The sequence below is a fragment of the Vibrio sp. 10N.286.51.B11 genome (assembly GCF_041469245.1).
GTDB lineage: Bacteria > Pseudomonadota > Gammaproteobacteria > Enterobacterales > Vibrionaceae > Vibrio > Vibrio crassostreae_C.
Genome location: NZ_JBFRKI010000005.1, coordinates 22,989 through 45,019 on the forward strand (window position 1 = coordinate 22,989; position 22,031 = coordinate 45,019).

Below are 22,031 nucleotides of genomic sequence, written 5' to 3' on the forward strand. Positions count from 1 at the left end.
ATCATTCCTATGACGCCGCTTAGGCTAAACTAGCGTAGCGATTGCTTTGTCTAGTTTTGATAAGCCTTCTTCAATTTCTTGTGTAGTAATAACCAGTGATGGCGTAAAACGAACCACGTTTGCACCCGCAACCAGTACCATCAAGCCTTGTTCGCCTGCCGCTACTAATACGTCACGTGCACGTCCTTGCCACTCGTCATTTAGTGCAGCGCCTAACAATAGGCCTTTACCACGAACTTCACTGAATATTTGATATTTGTCATTAATCTTAGCTAAGCCGTCACGAAACAGCGCTTCACGCTCTTTTACGCCAGCTAAGGTTTCTGGTTGGCTAACGACGTCAACAACCGCTTCAGCAACGGCACACGCTAGTGGGTTACCGCCGTATGTTGAACCGTGCGTACCGACTTTTAGGTGTGTCGCGAGTTCAGTCGTTGTTAGCATCGCGCCGATAGGGAAACCACCACCGAGTGATTTTGCTGTACTTAAGATATCAGGTGTCACACCTAGGCCTTGATACGCATAAAAATTGCCCGTACGGCCATTACCTGTTTGCACTTCATCAAAAATAAGCAGCGCATTGTGCTTGTCACACAGCTCACGAACCGTGTTCACAAACTCAGAGGTTGGAGAGATGATGCCACCCTCACCTTGCAGAGGTTCCATCATGATTGCACATGTGCGATCAGAGATGTGCGCTTCTAGCGCGGCAATATCATTGTAAGGCAGGTGAGTTACATCGCCCGGTTTAGGACCGAAGCCGTCAGAATAAGCTTCTTGACCACCTACAGTTACAGTAAAGAAAGTACGACCATGGAAACCTTGTTTGAATGCAATGATTTCAGATTTCTCAGGGCCATGAACATCTGCCGCCCAACGACGAGCCAACTTCAATGCTGCTTCATTCGCTTCTGCGCCAGAGTTGGCAAAAAATACTTTTTCTGCAAAACATACGTCGGTTAGCTTCTTCGCTAGACGCAGTGCAGGTTCGTTGGTCATCACGTTACTCAGATGCCAAATCTTGTTTGCTTGCTCAGTAACGGCATTCACCATTGCTGGGTGACAGTGACCCAAGCAGCTCACAGCGATACCGCCAGCAAAGTCGATATACTCTCGGCCTTGTTGGTCCCAAACGCGTGCGCCTTCCCCTTTTACCGGGATCATTTCCATTGGGTTATAACAAGGCACCATCACCTCATTAAAAAGACTACGTTCTACATTATTTTCCACTGTCATCGTACATTCCTTCTCGATACCGCAAGCTTCGCAAATAAGCGTAATGGTTCATAAGTGAGATAAAGATATTTTGTCCCGCCATAATCCCGCTGCAGCATTATATTTACATTTAATTAACCTTTTCAATAGTAGATTATTCTTTAGCCATCCCTAACAACCAGCTAAACGTCACTACCTATGACTATTTATGCATCAAACAATCTGTTTTATGAAGCTTTTTTTAACTAAACGTCTATCCATCAACAGCAAAGCCTTACTGGTACAGCGGTATAAGGGGTTCGAGAGGAAATAAGGCGAATAATATTGCATAGACTAAAAACTTAGCCTGAAGAGGGAGAAATGTTATAAAAAGTGATCGGCGTCAGAGGGATGAAGACGCGGCGCGCCCGAATTAAAACGCTTAACGAACGAGGTAATACGTTTAACTGGCTTATTTGAACGAATGAAAAGCCAAATTTAAACACTCAACGCGCTAAGAAGTTAGCAAGAAGCTGGTGTCCTTGCTCTGTTTTAATCGATTCAGGGTGAAATTGGACGGCATCAATCGGCAAGGTTTTGTGTTGATAACCCATGATCTCATCCATACTGCCATCTTCAAATTCTGTCCAAGAAGTGAGTTCAAAGCAGTCAGGGAGCGTACCATTTTTCACCACTAAAGAGTGGTAACGAGTCACAGTCAGAGGATTATTGAGACCTTGAAAAACGCTCTTACCGTTATGACGGATCGGAGAGGTTTTACCATGCATCACTTGTCTGGCTCTCACCACTTCACCACCAAAGACTTGAGCAATGGCTTGATGACCAAGACACACACCTAAGATCGGCAGCTTACCAACGAAGTGTTCAATCACCTGCAGCGAAATTCCCGCATCATCGGGCGTACATGGGCCCGGCGAGATAACAAGATGGCTAGGATTTAGCGCTTCGATGCCCGCAATATCAATCTCATCGTTGCGAACAACTTTTACAGTTACCCCTAACTCACAGAAATACTGATACAAGTTATAGGTAAAAGAGTCGTAGTTATCGATGATAAGTAACATGGGTCGAAATCGTTTGCTAAATACTAAAGGATTGGGAGATATAGGGGCGGTATTGTGCAATACCCATAGCGAAAGGCAAGTGGAAACTGCATTTCGCCAATAATTAAGGCCAACCTAAGTTGACCTTAATTGTTTACAGATAGCGTTAAGTTATCTGAATTGGCTTACTTGTATGGCAAGCCAATCTATTTGTGATTGAGCTACTTACGACGACGCCACATTGCTAAGCCAAATAGTGACATAAGAGCACCGAAGCCAAATGAACCGCCTACTCTTAGCTCAAGAACGGCAGGATCATGATCCGATGAACGGAAGTGATCTTGGTACTTAGGTAGGTCACCTTTGTACTCTTCGTTGTAGTCAAACAACGTCGACTCACCACCATTGATGTGCCAATCGGTAGCATCGACAACCCTATCTTTCAGGCTTTCGCTGATCAGCAGGTGGTCTAGAGCGCCAACTTCATCATTGTATGAGTAGCTCCAGCTGTCTGGGTGCTTTTGAGCCACAGCATTGATATAACCGTAGTTCTTCGTAATCACCGCACCGCTATCACCAAACTGCTCAACACCATCAATGTAGGTATTACGAGCTGCTTTGATCTGCTTGCCGTATTTCTCTTCCGAGTAATCGGTTAGCACCAGCATTGGATCTTCCATGCCGTACGAGTTCATATCACCCAGAATCACTTTATGGCCTTTGATGCCATCGAGCGCTTCACCTAATGCAACCGCCGCAGCAACACGGAAGTTCTCACATGAACCTTGCTTATCGGCATCAACGCCGCCTTGGCCGCCCTGCTCAATCGGAGCAGCATCTTCCCAACACTTAGAGCCTTTCGATTTAAAGTGGTTGATCGCTACGGTGAGTTTCTCTTTGGTGCCTTTAACTTTAAAGGTTGGCGCCAATGAGTCACGTTGGTAGTTCTTACCGTCTTCAATCACCTTGCCTGAATCGTCTAACACCTCTGGTGCTTGTTGGCTTGGCATCGCGATAACACGGCTGTCTTTAAGCTTAACCACCTTCTTACGGTAGATAACACCCGTTGTGATAACGTCAGTACCAATAGAGTCCATCTCGTCGGTTACGCCGTCTTCGTTCGAGTCGACAGCCACAAAGGTATAACGGTCTTTCTTACGCTCAATGCGATCATTCAGTTGGTTTACAAGTTGCTGAATGGCAGAGCCTTCACCAAAGCCATTGTTCTCAATTTCCATCAAGCCAATGATGTCTGCATCTAAGCGAAGAATCGCGTTCACAATCTTCTCTTGCTGCACCTCAAACTCAGTGATGGTGTTCGCGCCACGGTTATTGCCGTGCTGATTCGCGTCGCCACCAAATGGAGAGTTGAAGTAGTTCAATACGTTGAAGGTCGCAATACGTAGGTCGCCTTCATCCATGTCTGGTTTGTCGGTACGCGGATCGTTACGCACATAGTTTTCAGCCGAGATCTGGTTAGTCGCAATTAAACGGTACTCACCGTAGCTGTAAGTCAGCACGCCTTCTAGGCCAACAATGGTGTCATCAATGCGGATGTAATCTTCTGTTGAACCATCTTGGTCGATATCAGTGCGGCCAAAATCTGGGTAGAAAGGGACTTGTCCATCAGCCGCTTTTTGATCGGTTTCAACGAAAAGACGGCGGTCTGCGTTGTCTTCAGTTTGCTGCTTCGCTTCGTCAGATCCCGCGGCGAAAAGCTGGTTCGGCTGCATGTTAATACGCTCATGCGCCAGTACCATGTTGTTACGACGACCTGCGTAGTCATAACCAAAGGTACGCGTCACACGCATATCAAGCGCTTCGGTTGTTTTCACCAACATGCCTTCGTAGCGTTCAAGCGTTGCAGCGAAGTTCTCGTCACTGTCTAGCACTTCAATCGCCGTAGCTTCAGGTGCCTGCTGCTCGCCCTGTTTTAGCCATTGGTTGTTTTCTACTTTCAGCTGAGTGTGGCTGTAGTATTCTTGAACCTTGCCTTTCACACACACTACATCACCGGCTACTAGCTCTGAGCTCGACTGGTTGGTATGAATAAATAGACCCTCAGAAGTGCTTGAGTTGAAATCATCCTCAAGTGCTTGCAGGTAGAAGCCTTTAGTTAGGCCTGTTGTTACCGCACTTACCACACCTTTTACGAAATATTCATCGTCGGTGATGTACGGGTAGCCATCGATGAATGGCGATGTAGCGCCCTCACCTTGGATTTCTTGAATGGTGGTGAATACTGGGTCAGAGCCATCTTGTGTACAAGTGAACGCTTCTGGCAGTTCAACGCTGTCTAGTGAACCTAGGCCTTCAATGCTGTCTTTTGGTAGCGATACCCATTGTGAAGCATCAAACGTCGCAGAAGGTGTTTGTGTCGCACGAACCAAAGTAACATCTTTGCCCCAGTCCACATCGCCCATCAAACCAACAACATCATGTACCGAGCCGTCTGAATTCAAGATAGCCAGCGGGTCGTCACCATTATGATTGGCGATAGAGGCATTAATGATGTCAGCTTGAGCTTTAATCTCATCACTCGCACTAGAATGTGCGACCACGAGTACTTCACCGGGTGCTAAAACGTGTCCATCTAAAGGTAAAGTGGCACCCCATGATCCGTTGCCATTGGCAGATTTCGCCAATGAGTAACCATCTAAACTAATGCTGCTATCGCCACTATTGGCAATCTCAACCGCTTTGTTATAGCTGCCGCCTTCCACATATTGTGAAATAAACAAATCAGCGTGTGCGCTTGTAGTTAACAAGCTACCAATTGCCACTGCTAGCAATGAAGGTTTGTGTAAAAGAGCCATCCGTTTCACCTGAGTTCATCGAGTTATAGTCACTGCCATCTATGGGCAGTCATGTATTTTGTGGTAACTATCAGGTTTATTTATGAAAGGAATAAGTCAGTTGGCAAGAAAATGAGGAACTTATCACTTTGGAATCATCAATTGTTTGGCACGTTATATATTTCCAACATATATAGAAACGAGTGTGATTTTATAAAGCTTGAGGGTACCAAATAAGATCATCTGCACAGCATTACAGCGATGGATATGCTAGCTAAATACTGGGTAAATTATCAATTCAAACAAGGGGGTTTCGAGGAAGGCAAATGGAATGGGCATGAAAAAGCCCAAAGTAAACAACAGCTACTTTGGGCTCAAATTCTCAAGCGAGTTGTGTTAGTTCACCCTATGGGCGAGTAACAAAACCTACTGCTTCGTATGCTTTTTTCAGTGTCACTGCAGCACGTTCAGAGGCTTTTTCAGCACCGGCTTTCATTACTGCGTCCATGTAGGCACGGTCAGCACGGATACGGTGATATTCAGCTTGAATCGGCTCAAGCATCTCAACCAATGCTGCGCCTACGTCTTTCTTGAACGGACCGTACATTTCAACGCCTTGGTACTGCGCTTCGATCTCTTCGAACGTTTTACCCGTCGCTGCAGAGTACAGACCCATTAGGTTAGAGATACCCGCTTTGTTTTCCCAATCGTGAGCAATGCGTGGTGGTGTTTCTGCATCGGTTTGCGCTTTGTTGATCTTCTTGATGATCGACTTAGGCTCTTCTAGCAGAGTAATCACGTTCTTACGGTTGTCGTCCGACTTAGACATCTTCTTCGTCGCGTCTTGCAGGCTCATTACACGTGCATTCACTGTTGGAATGTAAGGTTCTGGTACTTGGAAGATTGGCGTTTCAGGACCGTAGATGTTATTGAAGCGAGTTGCGATATCACGCGCTAGCTCTAGGTGTTGTTTCTGGTCGCTACCTACAGGTACTTGGTGAGCACCGTAAAGCAGGATGTCTGCAGCCATCAACACTGGGTAGTCGTATAGGCCTACGTTTACGTCGTTTGAGTGACGTGCAGACTTATCTTTAAACTGAGTCATACGGCTCAGTTCACCCATTTGTGTGTAACAGTTAAGAAGCCAACCAAGTTGAGCATGCTCTGGTACGTGTGACTGAACAAATAGCGTGCTCTTCTTTGGATCAACACCGACAGCAAGACAGATTGCTAGTGCGTCTAGAGTCGCTTCATGCAGTGCTTTCGGATCTTGGCGAACCGTAATTGCGTGAAGGTCTACAACACAGTATTGGCAATCGTAATCATCTTGCATCTGTTGCCATTGACGTAGAGCACCCAAGTAGTTACCGATACTTAGTTCACCAGATGGTTGAACACCACTCAATACGATGGGCTTGCTCATGGTTTTAATTCCTTTGCTTATTCGCTAAGTTTATTGAACGCTTAGCTTCTTAACTTAAATATAGAAAAGCCGCACAGCTCTTCTGTACGGCTCATCCAGTGTACTCATTGATAAGTATTTTGCTAGTAGGTTAGCTAACTTTTGTCCGCTTTATGCTGAAACTAGAACGACATCTAGTAATTGCGCGACGTTATCCGCGACATAGTCAGGGTTTGATGCTGAAATCGGCTCGCCGTGGTTATAACCGTAAGTCAGACCAAACGAGTGACAACCTGCATTCTTAGCCGCTTTAATGTCGTTGCTTGAATCGCCAACCATCAACATCTCTTCCGCTTTTACATTGTGCTTTTCTAGCAACCAGTTCAGAGCGACTGGGTTCGGTTTTTTCTCTGGGAAAGAGTCGCCACCCAACACATCAACAAAGTACTTATCAATACCGTGTTGCGCCAGTACGTCTGGTACAAACTTCGATGGCTTGTTGGTAACCAGCGCCATAGTGAAGCCGGCTTTATCCAGCTCAGCCAGCGTCTCTTTAACCGATGGGTAAAGGTGACTTAGCTTGTGACCGCCCTGCTCATAGAAATCATCAAACAGGATGCGTGCTTTTTTCAGTAGCTCTGGCTCTAGGCTTGGGTCAACCGTCAAGTTACGGCTGAGTGAACGTCCGATAAGAACATCAGCACCATTACCTACGTAGTCGCGAACTTGTTCTTCGCTCACTGAAGGGAAACCCAACTCCTGACAAGCTTGGTCAGCAGCAACGGCCAAATCAGGCACGCTGTCTAACAAGGTTCCATCCAAATCAAAGGCGATCAGTTTTATTGAGCTTAATGACATCTTACTTTCCTATTTATTATGTTCGTCTTATGAGTTGAGCTATAAGACGTAAAAAAGGGGCAAATTAGCCCCTTAATATTCAATCTATCTGTAGTTTTACGATTATGCGTTTACTTTTGCAAGCTCTGCACGCATCTCATCAATCACTTCTTTGTAATCTGGTTGATTGAAGATAGCTGAACCCGCAACGAACATATCTGCGCCCGCTTCTGCGATTTCACGGATGTTATCAACCTTCACGCCGCCATCAATCTCAAGGCGAATGTCACGGCCTGACTCATCAATCAGCTTACGAACAGCACGTAGTTTATCTAGCGTGTGCGGAATGAAAGATTGACCGCCGAAGCCTGGGTTCACAGACATCAGTAGAATCATGTCTACTTTGTCTAGGATGTAATCTAAGCAAGAAAGCGGCGTTGCAGGGTTAAGAACCACACCCGCTTTACAGCCGTGCTCTTTGATTAGCTGTAGAGTGCGATCGATGTGCTCTGAAGCTTCAACGTGGAAGGTAATCATTGATGCGCCGGCTTTAGCAAACTCAGGCACGATGCTGTCTACTGGCTTAACCATAAGGTGAACATCGATAGGAGCCGTAATACCGTAGTCGCGCAGCGCTTTACAGATAGGCGCGCCAAAAGTCAGGTTAGGTACGTAGTGGTTGTCCATCACATCGAAGTGCACAACATCAGCACCAGCTGCGAGTACTTTTTCTACGTCTTCACCAAGACGAGCAAAATCTGCAGACAAAATCGATGGAGCGATTAGAAAATCTTTCATACCAAACCTCTTAAGAGTGAGTAAATTGCGAATATCACCGCCTTGTGACATCTCATATACAAATACAAGACTCAATTCCAAGACTATTTGGTGTGCAATTCTACCTAAGCAACTAAGCAGATCCTAGCAGTTCGAAAGATTAGTTTATGAAAGTACCCGTTGGTCACTCAATTTAATGAGTTTGAGGGTTATGTTGGCCGCTACAATTCTTCTGAAGCGTGTTGCTGGTTTTTCTCTTTATGAAAAAGTGCCAGTAACTCATCGACTTTATTGCGCCCTGCGCCATTACGGCTAATGGTGCGCTTAACCTTGACCACGTTCAGTTCTGCACCATGGTATAAACGGCGCGTTAAGGTGGTGTCATGGTTTGAGATCAAGACAGGGATGCCTCGTTCCATCGCTGCTTTTTCAGCAACATCCGCCAGTGCAGCTTGGTCATCTAAGCTAAAGCCATTACCTGCGTAAGAGGTAAAGTTTGCCGTGTTCGACAGTGGTGCGTATGGAGGATCGCAGTAAACCACACAGCCTTTGCGCGCGCGGCTAAAGGTTTCATGGTATCCCTCACAGACGAAAGTGGCTTTTTTCGCTTTCTCGGCAAAAAATTCCAGCTCAGCTTCTGGGAAGTAAGGTTTTTTATAAGAACCAAATGGAACGTTAAAACCGCCCTTCTTGTTGTAACGACATAGGCCATTGAAGCCAAATCGGTTCATATACAAGAAAGCCAATGAACGATACATGACGTTATCTGTACCATTGAACTCAGCGCGAATATCTAAGAAGGCTTCTTTACGGTTGTTCTCAGGACAGAACCAGCGCTTCGCTTCCGTGATATAAGTTTCAGGATCGGTTTTAAGCAGGTTGTACAGGTTGATAAGATCGGGATTGATATCTGCAAGCAGGTACTGTTCAAAGTCAGTATTCAGAAATACTGAGCCGGCACCGACAAACGGTTCTACCAATTTACGAGCAGGTGGCAGGTGACGTTGGATGTCTTCAACTAGGCCATATTTACCACCAGCCCATTTTAGAAAGGCACGCTGCTTTTTCATTTACTGCTCTATCTATCAACTCAAAAATAAGGCTGCGGAATGTAACATATTTTGAGGCTAAGCTCAGGGTTATTTCGCACGTTCTATCTCTCGATGCACTTGATTCATCGATTTTGCCCAAGGTTCCAACTGTTGAAGGGATTTTGATAACGCACTTACCGCGTCTCTCGCCACTTGAATCGTTGGGTAATCTTGATAAGTGATAATAAACCACTTGGTGTCGTTGCGAAGTGTTGGGTAAATACGAACCTTGTTCTCAAGGTCATACTCTTCAATGAAAGACTGTACGTCGTCCAATGAGGTCATCGCACTCAACTGCAAAGTATAAGCTCGCGGAGAGATAGCTTGTAACTCTTCGCGAGAAAATGAGAATGTAATTTTCTTAGTCGGTGGCGTGGACTGTGTTAGGTCTGTTGCTTCATCGGCTGAAGGCTGTGACTCCACTTTGTCTGCATCTGATTGCGAACTCACCGCGGCACCTGTGTTTTCTTCAACAGCAGCATCAATCGCACTGGTATCGGCACTTTCAGGTTTATCATCAAGCAAGGCATCAACCACATCAGAGGTGATTACGACACGCTGCTGATCTTGTTCGACTTCTCCAACACTCGCGGTATCTTCAACGACAGTCGGTGGCAAAGATGAGCTGTCGTCATCAGCACCTTGATAACTCATGTCAGCTTCGGCTTCAGAATCGTCCATTCCGTCGATTCCAGCTTGCTCGGTACCACTTTCCACTTCAAAAGTTGGGATAGCTGTCTGTTCAATCGGAGCGATAAGAGATTGCGCTTTATCGTCAGGGGTTGGTTGACTGAACATCCACCAATAACCACCACCAATTAAAATCAACAGCAAGGCCACCACAATCGCGATATTGATGGGTGAGCCAATAATTGAGCGAATAATAATCCTTTTTTCCACTTTCAATTCTCCTAAAGCCATTAACTCACCGGGCAGAGGTTGCGCTTTATTAAACGCACGTCGCACGCAAGTTTCAGACTCATCATCAACATATCGAATCACCAGTGATTCAAAGAAATGTTCAGCTTCTGGTTGCGAAAGGTCATCGATCTCAAGATCGATAGGTTTGTGTTGTTGACCGTAGCTCAAACGCGTTAATAACGTATCTAAGTGGCCAGGTTCCGAGAAGAGAACGATATTGATCGTCCATTGAGGGTTTGATTGAGCTTCCAGTACCAACATCCATAATTCGGATACCAATAGATCAGAAAGTCGTTGGGCATCATCAACGACGATAACCACATTACACGGTTCTCCATCCAGTAACCTTGTTAGGCTATCCGATAAAGAATCATGTTGATTAAACAGGGGATCAGAAACAATTTGGCTAAGAATGAGCGCACGGCGTTGTTGATCGTCTTGGCTTGGATGACAAAGCAGTAAACACTGATTTTTTTCTGTCGACCATGCTTCAAGATAACGCTGAGCCAACCAAGATCGGCCAGAGCCAGCTTTGCCCGCCACCGTCACAAGGTTTGAACCAAAGTTAGTCAAAAGCTGTAAGCGCTCTAGCAGCTCAACTTGAGATTCTAACTCTAATACTCTTAATTCATGAGCCAAACTCATTGGGGATCCCTACTGATAAGATCGATCAGTAAAACGCTTCAGTTGCCTAGAGTTTAGCTAGGCAACCTCACAACCAAATTTAAAGAGTACGGCAGAAATCGATCGCTTGTTTAATGATGTCTTGAGGCACATCAGCAACCACTTCAGCAGTACCAATACTTGTTGGTAATACCAAACGCAACTGACCAGACAGCACTTTTTTATCGCGCATCATGTGCTTCATAAAGTCTTCAAAAGACATGCTTTCTGGCGTATGGATTGGTAGTTTCGCATTCTTGAGTATAGAAATAATTCGCTCAAGTTGCTGCTGAGAGATCAGTCCCTGTAATTGAGCTGTTTTAGCTGCCATTACAGTGCCTGACGACACAGCTTCACCATGTAGCCAATTACCATAGCCTAGTTCTGCTTCAATCGCATGACCAAATGTATGACCTAGGTTCAATAACGCTCTGATTCCTGACTCTTTTTCATCTAGAGCCACCACTTCAGCCTTAATTGCACAACAACGAGCAATCGCGGTAATCAGTGCTTCTTCATCAAGTTGATAAAGTTTCTCTAGATTCTGCTCCAACCAATCAAAGAAGGCTTCATCGTAAATGATGCCGTATTTGATCACCTCAGCAATGCCCGCTGCAAACTCACGCTCTGGAAGCGTTGATAAACAGTTGGTATCGATGATCACAGATTTCGGTTGGTAAAAAGCGCCGATCATATTCTTACCAAGAGGATGGTTTACTGCGGTTTTACCACCAACAGAAGAGTCCACTTGAGAAAGAAGGGTCGTCGGGATTTGAATGAAATCAATACCGCGCTGGTAACAAGAGGCAGCAAAACCGACCAAGTCACCGATAACACCACCTCCTAAAGCAATCACCACCACATCGCGGCTGTAATTTCCTTCAAGCATGTAGCTCATCACTGAATTGAACGTTTCAAGGGTTTTGTACTGTTCACCGTCTGGCAGCTCGAGAAGAGATGTCTGACAGCCGACTTGATCCAATAGCGATAAAATTTTATCAGCATAAAGAGGCGCTACTGTCACATTACTGATAACAACAACTTTCTGCTTACCTGATAAAAAAGAAAGGTACGCCGGGTCTTCAAATAACCCGGCGCCAATAGAGATAGGGTAGCTACGCTCAGCTAGATTGACCGTAATCCGTTCCATGGGTTTGCTCTCCGAAAAAATGAACTTAACGTTCTTCTAGCATTTTTACGATCTGGTTGGCTACCACTTTTGCACTTTGGTCGTCAGTACGAACTGTGTAGTCCGCCACTTCTTCGTATAGTGCGTTGCGAGATACAGCTAGATCTTCTAGCACATCACGCGGGTTGTCTGTTTGAAGTAGAGGGCGTTTCTTGTCGCGGTTAGTGCGAGCAAGTTGCTTTTCAATTGTTGTCTCTAGGTATACAACAATGCCTCGTGCAGATAGACGGTTACGGTTTTCTTTGCTCAACACTGAACCACCACCTGTCGCAAGAACAATACCTTGTTCTTCTGTCAGATCATTGATTACAGATTCTTCGCGCTTACGGAAACCTTCTTCGCCCTCAACATCAAAAACCCATGCGATGTCTGCGCCAGTGCGCTCTTCGATCACAGTGTCAGAGTCTAGAAACTCCATATGAAGTTGGGAAGCTAGGTGTCTACCAATTGTACTTTTGCCGGCGCCCATTGGGCCAACAAGAAAAATATTGCGTTTCTCAGCCATGTTTTTAGCAGTAATTTACAACGTTAATTCAATGACATCGCCACAAGGTAGGTCAGTACAAGTACTGAAATTAAAAGGCCCGTGGCACCGATTCCTCACAGATAATTCGTGATAAGACCCGAAATTATCAAGGTTAGGTGCCACTAATGCAACTTTATTTTTAATCTAATTGTTCATTACTGAATCACAACTTTGGGTGTGACAAAAATAAGTAGTTCACTTTTACCCACATTTTCATAGCTGCGACGGAACAATGCGCCCAAAACTGGCAGGTCCCCCAACAGAGGAACTTTATCCACTGTACTGCTCACGCTGTGCTGAAATATCCCGCCAAGCACGACAGTTTCACCATTATTAACAAGCACTTGCGTACCTATTCTTTGCGTATCAATGGCGACCGCTTCACCGGTTCCAGTTTTTACCACTTGCCCTGGCCTATCTTGAGTCACGCTCAAATCCAATACCAAACGATTATCGGGCGTGATCTGCGGTGTCACCTTAAGACTCAACACGGCTTTCTTAAATGCAACCGACGTAGCGCCACTTGAAGATGACTCTAAGTAAGGAATTTCAGTACCTTGCTCAATATAAGCCGGCTTTTTATTGGTGGTGATTAAGCGTGGACTAGAAATGATTTCAGCTTTTGACTCTTGTTGCAGTGCCGACAGTTCAAGATCGAGTAAGGTATCTGAACCCAGTTTGGCCACCTGAAACGCAATACTCGAGGCGTTCGGCGATGTTGCCCCTAAATTGACGTTGAGATAGTCATCAATCACGCTGCTGCCGCTATCGTCGTCATACGGCGTAATCGCTGATGGGTGGTTACCTTCGATTGAGCCACCAACGGTGAAGCTTCCGTTGGTTGAGGAAACGCCCCAGCGCACGCCAAGCTCATCAAGATTACCCTCAGTAACCGTGACAATACGTGCCTCTATCTGTACCTGCTTCACGGGAATGTCTAACGATTCAATGATGCCTCGGATCACGGCAATGTTTTCTTCCAATTCACGAATGAGCAGTGAGTTGGTGCGCTCATCAATGGTAATCGAACCACGATCGGACAACATGCTGACCGCACCTTCACCTCCAATCATGTCAGCGATGTCGGTGGCTTTAGCAAAGTTAATCTTGATGATTTCCGATTTAAGCTCCCCTAACTCCTCTTCTAAGCGCGATTTCTCTAACGCTTGTTGCTCTCGAAGGTCGAGCTCCGCTTTCGGCGCGACCAAGATAACATTGCCATCAACACGCTTATCCAAGCCTTTAACTTGCAAGATAATGTCGAGAACTTGCTGCCAAGGTACGCCATCTAAGCGTAACGTCAGGTTTCCGGCTACCGAATCAGACACCACGAGATTGAAGTCGTTGTAATCGGCAATCAGTTGCATGACATTTCGTACCGGGATATCCTGGAAGTTAATCGATATCAGCTTGCCCTCTTTCTCTAGAACGCTTTTTTCTTTGGTCGCTTCATCGAGCACCGGTTTGCTGATCACCACCTCAATAAAGCGCCCCTTTAGGTTGTATTCATACTGATAGTCATTGCTAATCGTCGCTAGAAGCCGAGTGCTTGGTGTCTCTTTATAGACTTCAATGCCTTCAACCAAGGTAGCGAAATCCTTCACATCCAGCAGGTAGAGCTTGTCATCATCAACTTGAGTATTGATTAGCTCGATACTTAACCCTTCCTGAGCTCGTTGAACATCCACCACTGCTGTGCTGGTCGCCAGCTCAATAATGATGACGGCGTCTTTATCCTTATTGACCCTAAAATCAATATTCTCCAATTTGTTCGGTAAGCTCTCGGCATGGCTGAGCACGCTAACAACCAACATCACAGACACAGCAAAACCTTGTAGAGCCTTGCTCACTAATCCACTTATTCCTTTAATCATATTTACATCTCATATCCACATCATGTGACATTGGTTTACTTCAGAGCCAGCCTAACGTTGCGCTTATGCCAACAACCTAAGCCATCTGGAAGAGTTTCATTAATCTGAACGTATTGGCTCGTCACCTTAGTAACTCGGCCATTGTTTAAGCCGATAAACTGGCCTTTCTTGACGTTTACCACGTTGCCTTTGGGTGTTTGCACTAAGCCAAACACGCTTGAGCCATTGCCCATCACGCCTCTTAAACGAAGCTTACTCAGCGGGTACTTCTCTAACTTGCCATTACGAGAACGGGCGCTGGGTTGCCAACAGTCTTTCTTAACCAAGGGTTGGTTTTGCACAATGGCTTCTTTAGGCAGTTCAAAGGGAGGACGCAAAGATCGGCGCTGATAAGTCGCCGCCGTGAATTCAGTTGCTGGGACAAGTTGCTCGACATCTTTTCTCGCCTTGGCTTCAACCTGCGCCACAAAATCTTGCAGTGAGTCTTGATTAGCTTTGCAGCCTGACAACGCAAGCATCAATACGATTGAGTAAAACGCGCTATTGGGTTTCATCATTAACCTCCGATTTAAACTGGTAGGTATAAGCTCGAACCCTAAAGTGCAGCGTGCTACTTTCTTGACTGACTCGCTGCCAATTCACATCATCAAAGCTAATAATACGCGGCAGCTTGGCGATGGCAGCTGAGAAGTCACCAATCTCGTGATAGTCACCTGTCAGCTCTATATTGAGAGGCAATCGATAGAGAAACTCCTTATTCTGCTTTTGCCCCCAATCGATTCGTGTGAAGGTCAGCGAGTTATCCAAGCCGAGCTCATTCACGGAGGCCAACATGCTCGCTAACTCCTTTTGAACGGGCAGCTGCTCTAATAGATAATCGTAGCGACTAGTTAGCTCATCCAACTGGCTCTGCAACTTAGGCAAGGCTGCAACCTTATTCGCCTTTATCCTCAAGGTCGTTTTTAAGGTCTGCTCCTGTTGCTTCATCTGTTTCAGTTCCTCGTCGAGCGGCAGCAGATACAGCCAAGTGCCAACACCTTGGATTAACACCATCAACACCAGAATCACGAGAAGCTGAGGCAACAATGGCCATTCGGTGATCTCATCAACATCGAGATCTTGCAAGCTCATCCTGTTTTGCCTACTAATCCTATTTTGAAGGTTAGCCATGATGCGCCCCCTTATCTTTTCTGCTCGCGGTTGTGTTTTCTAAAGACACAGGGCTAAACACAAAAGAGACCTTGAAGGTCTGAAACTCTTTATTGAAGCGCTTGCGGTTATGAACGATAGAGTGCATCTCGACCCCTTTCAAAGAATCTGAACGTTCGAGGTTGTCCAACATGGTGGCGAGACGAGCAGTGCTGTCGCTGATGCCCGACATTTCAATCTCCTGACCATTCATCTTTATCTTGTCGACATAGACACCCTCTGGAATCAGCTCCGGCATCAAGTTCATGAAATCGGTGGTCTTATTACGGCCAAGCTGCAGCGACTCAACCACATCAAGTCGAGTCAGAATGGCTTTGTGTTCTTGCTCTGCGACTTTTAACGACTGAATTTGTCGGTCGAGCTCAGCAATGTACTGATTGAGGTAATTGAGGCGAGCTTGCTGCTTGGCTTGTTGATCGTGAAAATAGTGACCAACCGCCCATTGCCCTATAAGCGCAATGATGACGCCAAGAATGACCAGATGGATAAAACGCTTCTTGTGCTGAGCACGAATCTCATCACGCCACGGCAGCAGGTTAATTTGATGCAACATGCTTCTCTCCCTGCCACTTGAGCCCACTCATCGCCATACCCGCCGCGATACCAAAGTGTTGCCAGTCAATCGGCAGTCGGCGTCTCTTGGCGACCTTATTCTCAAATAAAGACAAAGGATTCAATGACTCGCAGCTCAACTGAAAATGGCGTTCTAGCTCTTCGGTTACCATAGGGATGCTGGCGCCCTCGCCCATCAACCAAATCCCTGAGATAGGTTGCTGCGCATTTCCCGATGAATAGAGCTGCAATTGACGCTTGAGCTTCTCAATCAGGTTAACAATGAATTGATGTGTCTCTTCCATAGTACCGAACACGCTCTCGATATCACTCGGGTCATCTGAGCTGCGAAGATCTTGAGTGCCAAAGGCGATGTCTTTATAGAAAGGCGCCGAATTCTGCGGGATAACCCCTAGCGAGGTTTGGTCGATTCCAACATCCACTAGCAACCAGTTTTTCTTATCGGGATACAGGCGCGAGGCCAATTGCCAGATATTAAGTAGCCCATGCGCCTGTGTATCCACCACCACAGGTTTGAAGCCAGCCTTGGTTAATGCATCCGCTCGGCTATCCACAACTTCTTTACGAGTGGCGTATACCTGATAACTGCTTGTCGAACCTTTACCAAATCGTTTGTCTTCCAGCTTTACAAAATCTAAACTCAGCTCCTCGATAGGAAAGGGAGATTGATGGGCGAAGGTTTGATAGATAGAAAACTCTTTTTCTCTGTCTTCTAACTCACTCTCTATTTGCAGTACTTTGCTGATCACCGTGTTATCAGGTACCGAAATGGCGACGTTGCGACAGCCAAAAGGCAGTCCTTTCCTAAGTTCTTTAAGTTTCTTAACAGTTTTCTGATACTCCAAAGTATGGTTAGCTGTAAAAATGTCGTCCGAAATCGGCAGCTCTTTGTATCCCACTAGGGCATACAACTCCCCCACGGGTTTTAGTACCACGGCTTTGATGCTGTGATGATTTATATCTATACCTGTAATTAATGATGAACCCATGTGACCTAGCTCCTGAAGTGCCAAGCATTTCGTTGATTATCTAGGGGTTGTGATTATTAGTTAAATAAGCGTTAATAAACGAAAGCTAAGTTTTTAGCCTAGAGTACAAGGGTTTGCTGCTTATCAGCCTTAACTAATCAGGGATTATCCGGTGAAGTTCATAAAGCGATTATTCATATTTACATTGATTTGCATGATTCTTGGAGTCAGTACAATTTTCGGGTTTTATTTTTACGTAAAACCAGAGTTGCCTGATGTTGCCACTTTGCGCGACGTAGAACTCCAAACGCCGATGCAAGTCTTCAGTCAAGACGGTAAGCTGATCTCTCAATTTGGTGAAAAGCGTCGTAATCCAGTCACTTATGACGAGATTCCTCGCCACTTAGTTGAGGCTCTGATTGCCACCGAAGATAGCCGTTTCTATGAACACCCAGGTATTGACCCAATCGGTATCACACGTGCAGCACTCGTGGTTGCAATGTCGGGTTCAGCCAAACAAGGTGCGAGTACCATTACTCAGCAGCTTGCGCGTAACTTCTTCTTATCTAATGAGAAAAAGATTATGCGTAAGATCAAAGAGATCTTCATTGCGATCCACATTGAGCAACTTCTTAGTAAAGAAGAGATCATGGAGCTTTACGTCAACAAGATCTTCCTTGGTCACCGTTCGTATGGTTTTGGCGCGGCAGCACGTGTTTACTTCGGTAAAGATCTTCCTGATCTCACGCTGAGTGAAATTGCGACCCTTGCGGGTATGCCAAAAGCACCTTCGACAATGAACCCTATTTACTCTGTTGAGCGCGCGACTAACCGTCGTAACGTTGTATTGCGTCGTATGTTAGACGAGAAATACATCACTCAAGCAGAGTTTGATGAAGCTCGCAGTGAAAAGCTGATCTCGAAGTACCATGGTGCAGAAATTGAACTGAGCGCACCGTATGTTGCAGAAGTTGCACGTGCTTGGATGGTGGAACGCTATGGCGAAGCCGCTTATACATCAGGTATGAAGGTCTACACCACCGTTGATTCAAAACTGCAAAAAGCAGCGAACCAAGCAGCGATTAAGAACCTGCTTGGCTACGATGAGCGTCACGGCTACCGCGGTGCTGAAAAAGTCTTATGGCAAACCGAGCAATCAGCTTGGGACCACGACAAGATCGTTAAACACCTTAAGTCTCAGCCAACCTATGGTGACCTAGTCCCTGCGGTTGTAACTTCAGTTGACTCGAAAAGCGCTCAGGTTTGGGTTAAAAACCAAGGTGAAGGCACAATTGAATGGCAAGGCATGAACTGGGCACGTAAGTTCCTAACAGACAATCGCCAAGGCCCTGCTCCATCTCAAGCAAAAGAGATTCTAGCTGTTGGTGAGCAAGTTTGGGTTCGCCATGAAGCCGTAACAGGCGACGAAGTCTCTGAAGAGCCGACAGAAGAGTCAGCAACGGCAGAATCAAAAACGCCGATTGTATGGCGACTAAGCCAAGTACCTAATGCGAATACCGCATTTGTTGCAATGAACCCGAACAACGGCGCGGTATTGTCGATGGTCGGTGGCTTTAACTTTGTTCACAACAAGTTCAACCGTGCAACGCAATCTATTCGTCAGGTGGGTTCTGGTATCAAACCATTTATCTACTCAGCAGCGATTGAGAAAGGCTTAACGCTAGCCTCACTAATCAACGATGCACCGATTAACCAATGGGATAAGAGCCAAGGTACAGCATGGCGACCAAAGAACTCGCCACCGACTTACGTGGGTCCAACTCGTTTACGTATTGGCTTAGCTCAATCTAAAAACGTAATGGCGGTACGTGTACTGCGTGAAGTTGGCTTAGATGACACTCGTAACTACCTAACTCGCTTTGGCTTTGATATTGACGAAGTACCGCGTTCTGAAACTATTGCGCTAGGTGCTGGTAGCTTAACGCCAATGAAAGTAGCGCAAGGTTACTCAGTATTCGCTAACGGTGGTTACTACGTTGAACCTTTCTACATCAGCCGCATTGAGACACCATTTGGTGAGACTGAGTTTGAAGCGACACCAAAAGTAGTTTGTAAAGACGATTGCCAACAGCAAATAACCACAGACCCAATGGCTGATGAATTTGCAGAACAAGATGTGGATGCCAAAGTACAATACGCACCTCAAGTTATCTCTGAACAGAACGCATTCCTTGTTCGTGAAATGATGTACAGCAACATCTGGGGTGGCGGTGATTGGAGCGCTGGCACTGGTTGGAACGGTACTGGTTGGCGTGCGCAGCCGTTGAAGCGTCGTGACATTGGCGGCAAAACGGGTACCACCAACGATTCAAAAGATACTTGGTACAGCGGCTACGGCCCTGGCATGGTTGCAACGGTATGGGTTGGTTTTGATAACCACAACCGCAACCTAGGCAGAACCAAAGCGAACTCGAACCTTGGTAAGAATCAGATTACTGGTGCAGAAGCTGGCGCGAAAACAGCAGAACCTGCATGGGTTGATTTCATGGGTACGGCGTTAGCGGGCGTTCCTGCTGAGCGTAAAGAGCTTCCAGAAAACATCGTTCGTGTTCGTATCGACCGTGAGACTGGCTTACTGACCAACAAGTTCGATAGCTCATCAATGTTCGAGTACTTCGAGAAAGGCACAGAGCCAACCGAATACATCACTGAACGTTTCAATGACGACATCTACTCAACCTCATCAGGTGAAGCAGTAGAAGAGCTGTTCTAACTAGGGTTTGTTGAACCTAGTAACATGAACCAATAAAAAGGGTTGATATGCATTCATATCAACCCTTTTTTTATATCTATATCTGACCAGACTAGGCTCTATACTCAAGCACTAAGCCGTCTTCTCCAGTTGAGTTCGAATCGTATCAGCCAATTGCTCGAAACGTCCCTTCAATGGAGAGCCCGGACGGTAAGCCACGACAATTCGACGTGAAGGTGTTGGATTCACCGCAGGTACGTAACACACACCATCTTTCTGCTTTTCCTTTGGCACCGATAACTGAGGTAGCAAGGTAATGCCCGCCCCTGCTGCCACCATGTTACGTAGCGTTTCTAAGCTTGTCGCTTTAAAGCGCTCGTCATCTTTTGCACCCGCAGCAAAACAGAACCCTAGGGCTTGGTCTCTTAAACAGTGACCGTCACCTAACGCCAATACTGTCTGTCCATTGAGTTGGAGCATATCAACGGTGTCCTGCTGAGCCCACTCATGGTCACATGGAACCGCGACACTTAATGGTTCGTCATACACATCAATCTCTTTGAACACCGCGGTTTCATCAACCGCAGCCAGTACCAAGCAGTCCAGCTTGCCATCTTCAAGTTGACTCACTAACTGGTGGGTCTGAGCTTCATGAAGGTAAAGCTCAAGATCTGGGAAGCTCTCTTTAAGATGAGGAACAATCTTAGGCAGAATGTAAGGACCAACGGTTGGAATAAAACCAATGTGCATTGGTCCGGTCATCGCTTCACCGTGTCCACTCGCCATATCCTTAAAAGTTTTCACTTCATTGAGAATACGCTTGGCTTGTTCAACAAGTTGTAACCCTGATTCTGTAAATATTACCTTCCTTGGACTACGCTCGGTTAACTGAAGTCCAATTTCATCTTCTAGTTTGCGTATTTGACCGCTTAGTGTCGGCTGACTGACAAAGCACGCTTCTGCCGCTTTTCGGAAGTGTTTATGCTCTGCGAGCGCCACCAAGTATTCAAAGTCACGAATGTTCATGATCAGTCTCTTACCTCAGGTTTTAATAAGAACAAGAGTTCTAATAGAAACATTTAAAAGAAAAATGCTCTTGATAGAATTTACCTATCAAAACCATAACATCAAACGATTAGAGCTATCAAAGGATTTATCTAATAATGGGCTCAACGAAACGAAACAGAGCGAAGAAAAACGTTAAGCTCTGATAGAACAAAATTAAAAATACTATTTAAGGAAATCAATATGTTTGCATCTAAAGAAGGTCAATCAATCCCTCAAGTAACATTCCCAACTCGCCAAGGTGATGCATGGGTTAACGTAACGACGGAAGAGCTATTCAAAGACAAGACAGTTATCGTATTCAGCCTACCAGGTGCGTTTACACCAACATGTTCGTCAAGCCACCTACCTCGTTACAACGAACTACATTCAGTGTTCAAAGAAAACGGCGTTGATGACATCCTTTGTGTTTCTGTAAACGACACGTTCGTAATGAACGCATGGAAAGCAGACCAAGAAGCGGAAAACATCACATTCATCCCTGATGGTAACGGTGATTTCACAGACGGCATGGGTATGCTAGTTGAGAAAAACGACATCGGCTTCGGCAAACGTTCGTGGCGCTACAGCATGCTGGTTAAAAACGGCGTGGTAGAAAAAATGTTCATCGAAGAAGACGTACCAGGCGACCCGTTCAAGGTTTCTGATGCAGACACTATGCTGAACTACCTTGCTCCTGAGCACAAAGAGCAAGAGTCAATCACAGTATTCACTAAGCCAGGCTGTCCTTTCTGTATGAAAGCAAAACAGAACCTAATCGACAAAGGTCTGAACTACGAAGAAGTGGTTCTAGGTAAAGATGCAACAACAGTAAGCCTACGTGCAATCTCTGGTCGCACTACCGTTCCTCAAGTATTCATCGGTGGCAAACACATCGGTGGTAGTGAAGAACTAGAAACTTTCCTAGGCTAATAGCTTCATCGCCGATATAGGCTTAGAAGTATCAGCTAACCCACCCTCTTGTGGGTTAGCTATTCCAAACACTCTTATCTGAGTTTTGGGAAAAAGAATATAGCTGGTGACTCGCCTGTCTTTTACTAACCTATAGTTAGCAATAAAAGCAGAGTCACAAGCTAAACCTAATAAAACAGAATCACAAAACTGACCCGTTATCCTGACTCTCAAAAAAATCACCAGAGTTGGAGGGGTTCGTTCAAACTAAATTCAGCC

The 22,031-nt window shown here is 45.7% G+C and carries 19 protein-coding genes; 3 read left to right on the top strand and 16 right to left on the bottom strand.

The features are described from left to right. Positions 1-24: 24 nt before the first annotated feature. From AB4154_RS02170 to pilM, 15 genes are all read right to left on the bottom strand, one after another. Positions 25-1,236, bottom strand: a complete 1,212-nt coding sequence (locus AB4154_RS02170) for an aspartate aminotransferase family protein (RefSeq protein WP_010435225.1) — start codon at positions 1,234-1,236, stop codon at positions 25-27. Between the two features lie 464 nt (positions 1,237-1,700). Continuing rightward, the gene (locus AB4154_RS02175; protein ID WP_009848915.1) at positions 1,701-2,279 is read right to left on the bottom strand and encodes an aminodeoxychorismate/anthranilate synthase component II; all 579 of its coding nucleotides are present in this window, start codon (positions 2,277-2,279) and stop codon (positions 1,701-1,703) included. Positions 2,280-2,479: 200 nt separating this feature from the next. Continuing rightward, the gene (locus AB4154_RS02180; RefSeq protein WP_372122096.1) at positions 2,480-5,074 is read right to left on the bottom strand and encodes an ExeM/NucH family extracellular endonuclease; all 2,595 of its coding nucleotides are present in this window, start codon (positions 5,072-5,074) and stop codon (positions 2,480-2,482) included. 385 nt (positions 5,075-5,459) lie between these two features. Next, positions 5,460-6,476, bottom strand: coding sequence for a tryptophan--tRNA ligase (gene trpS, locus AB4154_RS02185; RefSeq protein WP_016796005.1), 1,017 nt, complete (start codon positions 6,474-6,476; stop codon positions 5,460-5,462). Positions 6,477-6,626: 150 nt separating this feature from the next. Then, positions 6,627-7,313, bottom strand: a complete 687-nt coding sequence (locus tag AB4154_RS02190; RefSeq protein WP_017061120.1) for a phosphoglycolate phosphatase — start codon at positions 7,311-7,313, stop codon at positions 6,627-6,629. A gap of 102 nt (positions 7,314-7,415) precedes the next feature. Beyond that, the gene (gene rpe, locus AB4154_RS02195; RefSeq protein ID WP_010435263.1) at positions 7,416-8,090 is read right to left on the bottom strand and encodes a ribulose-phosphate 3-epimerase; all 675 of its coding nucleotides are present in this window, start codon (positions 8,088-8,090) and stop codon (positions 7,416-7,418) included. Positions 8,091-8,290: 200 nt separating this feature from the next. Then, positions 8,291-9,139, bottom strand: coding sequence for a Dam family site-specific DNA-(adenine-N6)-methyltransferase (locus tag AB4154_RS02200; RefSeq protein ID WP_017061122.1), 849 nt, complete (start codon positions 9,137-9,139; stop codon positions 8,291-8,293). Positions 9,140-9,208: 69 nt separating this feature from the next. Beyond that, complete coding sequence (locus AB4154_RS02205; RefSeq protein WP_372122098.1) at positions 9,209-10,726, bottom strand: SPOR domain-containing protein; 1,518 nt, start codon at positions 10,724-10,726, stop codon at positions 9,209-9,211. A gap of 79 nt (positions 10,727-10,805) precedes the next feature. Beyond that, complete coding sequence (aroB, locus tag AB4154_RS02210) at positions 10,806-11,894, bottom strand: 3-dehydroquinate synthase (protein ID WP_017061124.1); 1,089 nt, start codon at positions 11,892-11,894, stop codon at positions 10,806-10,808. Positions 11,895-11,919: 25 nt separating this feature from the next. Continuing rightward, the gene (gene aroK, locus AB4154_RS02215; RefSeq protein WP_017061125.1) at positions 11,920-12,438 is read right to left on the bottom strand and encodes a shikimate kinase AroK; all 519 of its coding nucleotides are present in this window, start codon (positions 12,436-12,438) and stop codon (positions 11,920-11,922) included. A gap of 176 nt (positions 12,439-12,614) precedes the next feature. Beyond that, complete coding sequence (locus AB4154_RS02220; protein ID WP_137001068.1) at positions 12,615-14,333, bottom strand: type IV pilus secretin PilQ; 1,719 nt, start codon at positions 14,331-14,333, stop codon at positions 12,615-12,617. A gap of 35 nt (positions 14,334-14,368) precedes the next feature. Next, positions 14,369-14,887 (bottom strand): pilus assembly protein PilP, encoded by a 519-nt coding sequence (locus AB4154_RS02225; RefSeq protein ID WP_017061127.1) that lies wholly within the window; start codon positions 14,885-14,887, stop codon positions 14,369-14,371. Next, on the bottom strand, positions 14,874-15,503 hold the full coding sequence (locus AB4154_RS02230) for a type 4a pilus biogenesis protein PilO (protein WP_017061128.1): 630 nt from the start codon (positions 15,501-15,503) through the stop codon (positions 14,874-14,876). Before AB4154_RS02230 ends, AB4154_RS02225 begins: the two co-directional genes overlap by 14 nt. Further along, a complete protein-coding gene (locus AB4154_RS02235; protein ID WP_017061129.1) occupies positions 15,496-16,095 on the bottom strand; it encodes a PilN domain-containing protein in 600 nt (199 codons plus the stop codon). Before AB4154_RS02235 ends, AB4154_RS02230 begins: the two co-directional genes overlap by 8 nt. Then, complete coding sequence (gene pilM / locus AB4154_RS02240; protein WP_017061130.1) at positions 16,079-17,104, bottom strand: type IV pilus assembly protein PilM; 1,026 nt, start codon at positions 17,102-17,104, stop codon at positions 16,079-16,081. Before pilM ends, AB4154_RS02235 begins: the two co-directional genes overlap by 17 nt. 151 nt (positions 17,105-17,255) lie before the next feature. Here pilM and AB4154_RS02245 point away from each other — a divergent pair, with 151 nt between their 5' ends. Beyond that, positions 17,256-19,817, top strand: coding sequence for a penicillin-binding protein 1A (locus tag AB4154_RS02245; RefSeq protein ID WP_170962810.1), 2,562 nt, complete (start codon positions 17,256-17,258; stop codon positions 19,815-19,817). A 111-nt stretch (positions 19,818-19,928) separates the two neighbouring features. Here the strand turns inward: AB4154_RS02245 and oxyR are convergent, their stop codons facing one another. Next, the gene (oxyR, locus tag AB4154_RS02250) at positions 19,929-20,822 is read right to left on the bottom strand and encodes a DNA-binding transcriptional regulator OxyR (RefSeq protein WP_136974333.1); all 894 of its coding nucleotides are present in this window, start codon (positions 20,820-20,822) and stop codon (positions 19,929-19,931) included. Here oxyR and AB4154_RS02255 point away from each other — a divergent pair. Then, a complete protein-coding gene (locus tag AB4154_RS02255; RefSeq protein ID WP_017096544.1) occupies positions 20,821-21,000 on the top strand; it encodes a hypothetical protein in 180 nt (59 codons plus the stop codon). The two genes, oxyR and AB4154_RS02255, sit on opposite strands and share 2 nt — an antisense overlap. Before the next feature lie 44 nt (positions 21,001-21,044). Next, positions 21,045-21,773, top strand: coding sequence for a glutathione peroxidase (locus AB4154_RS02260; RefSeq protein ID WP_017061133.1), 729 nt, complete (start codon positions 21,045-21,047; stop codon positions 21,771-21,773). Positions 21,774-22,031: the final 258 nt, after the last annotated feature.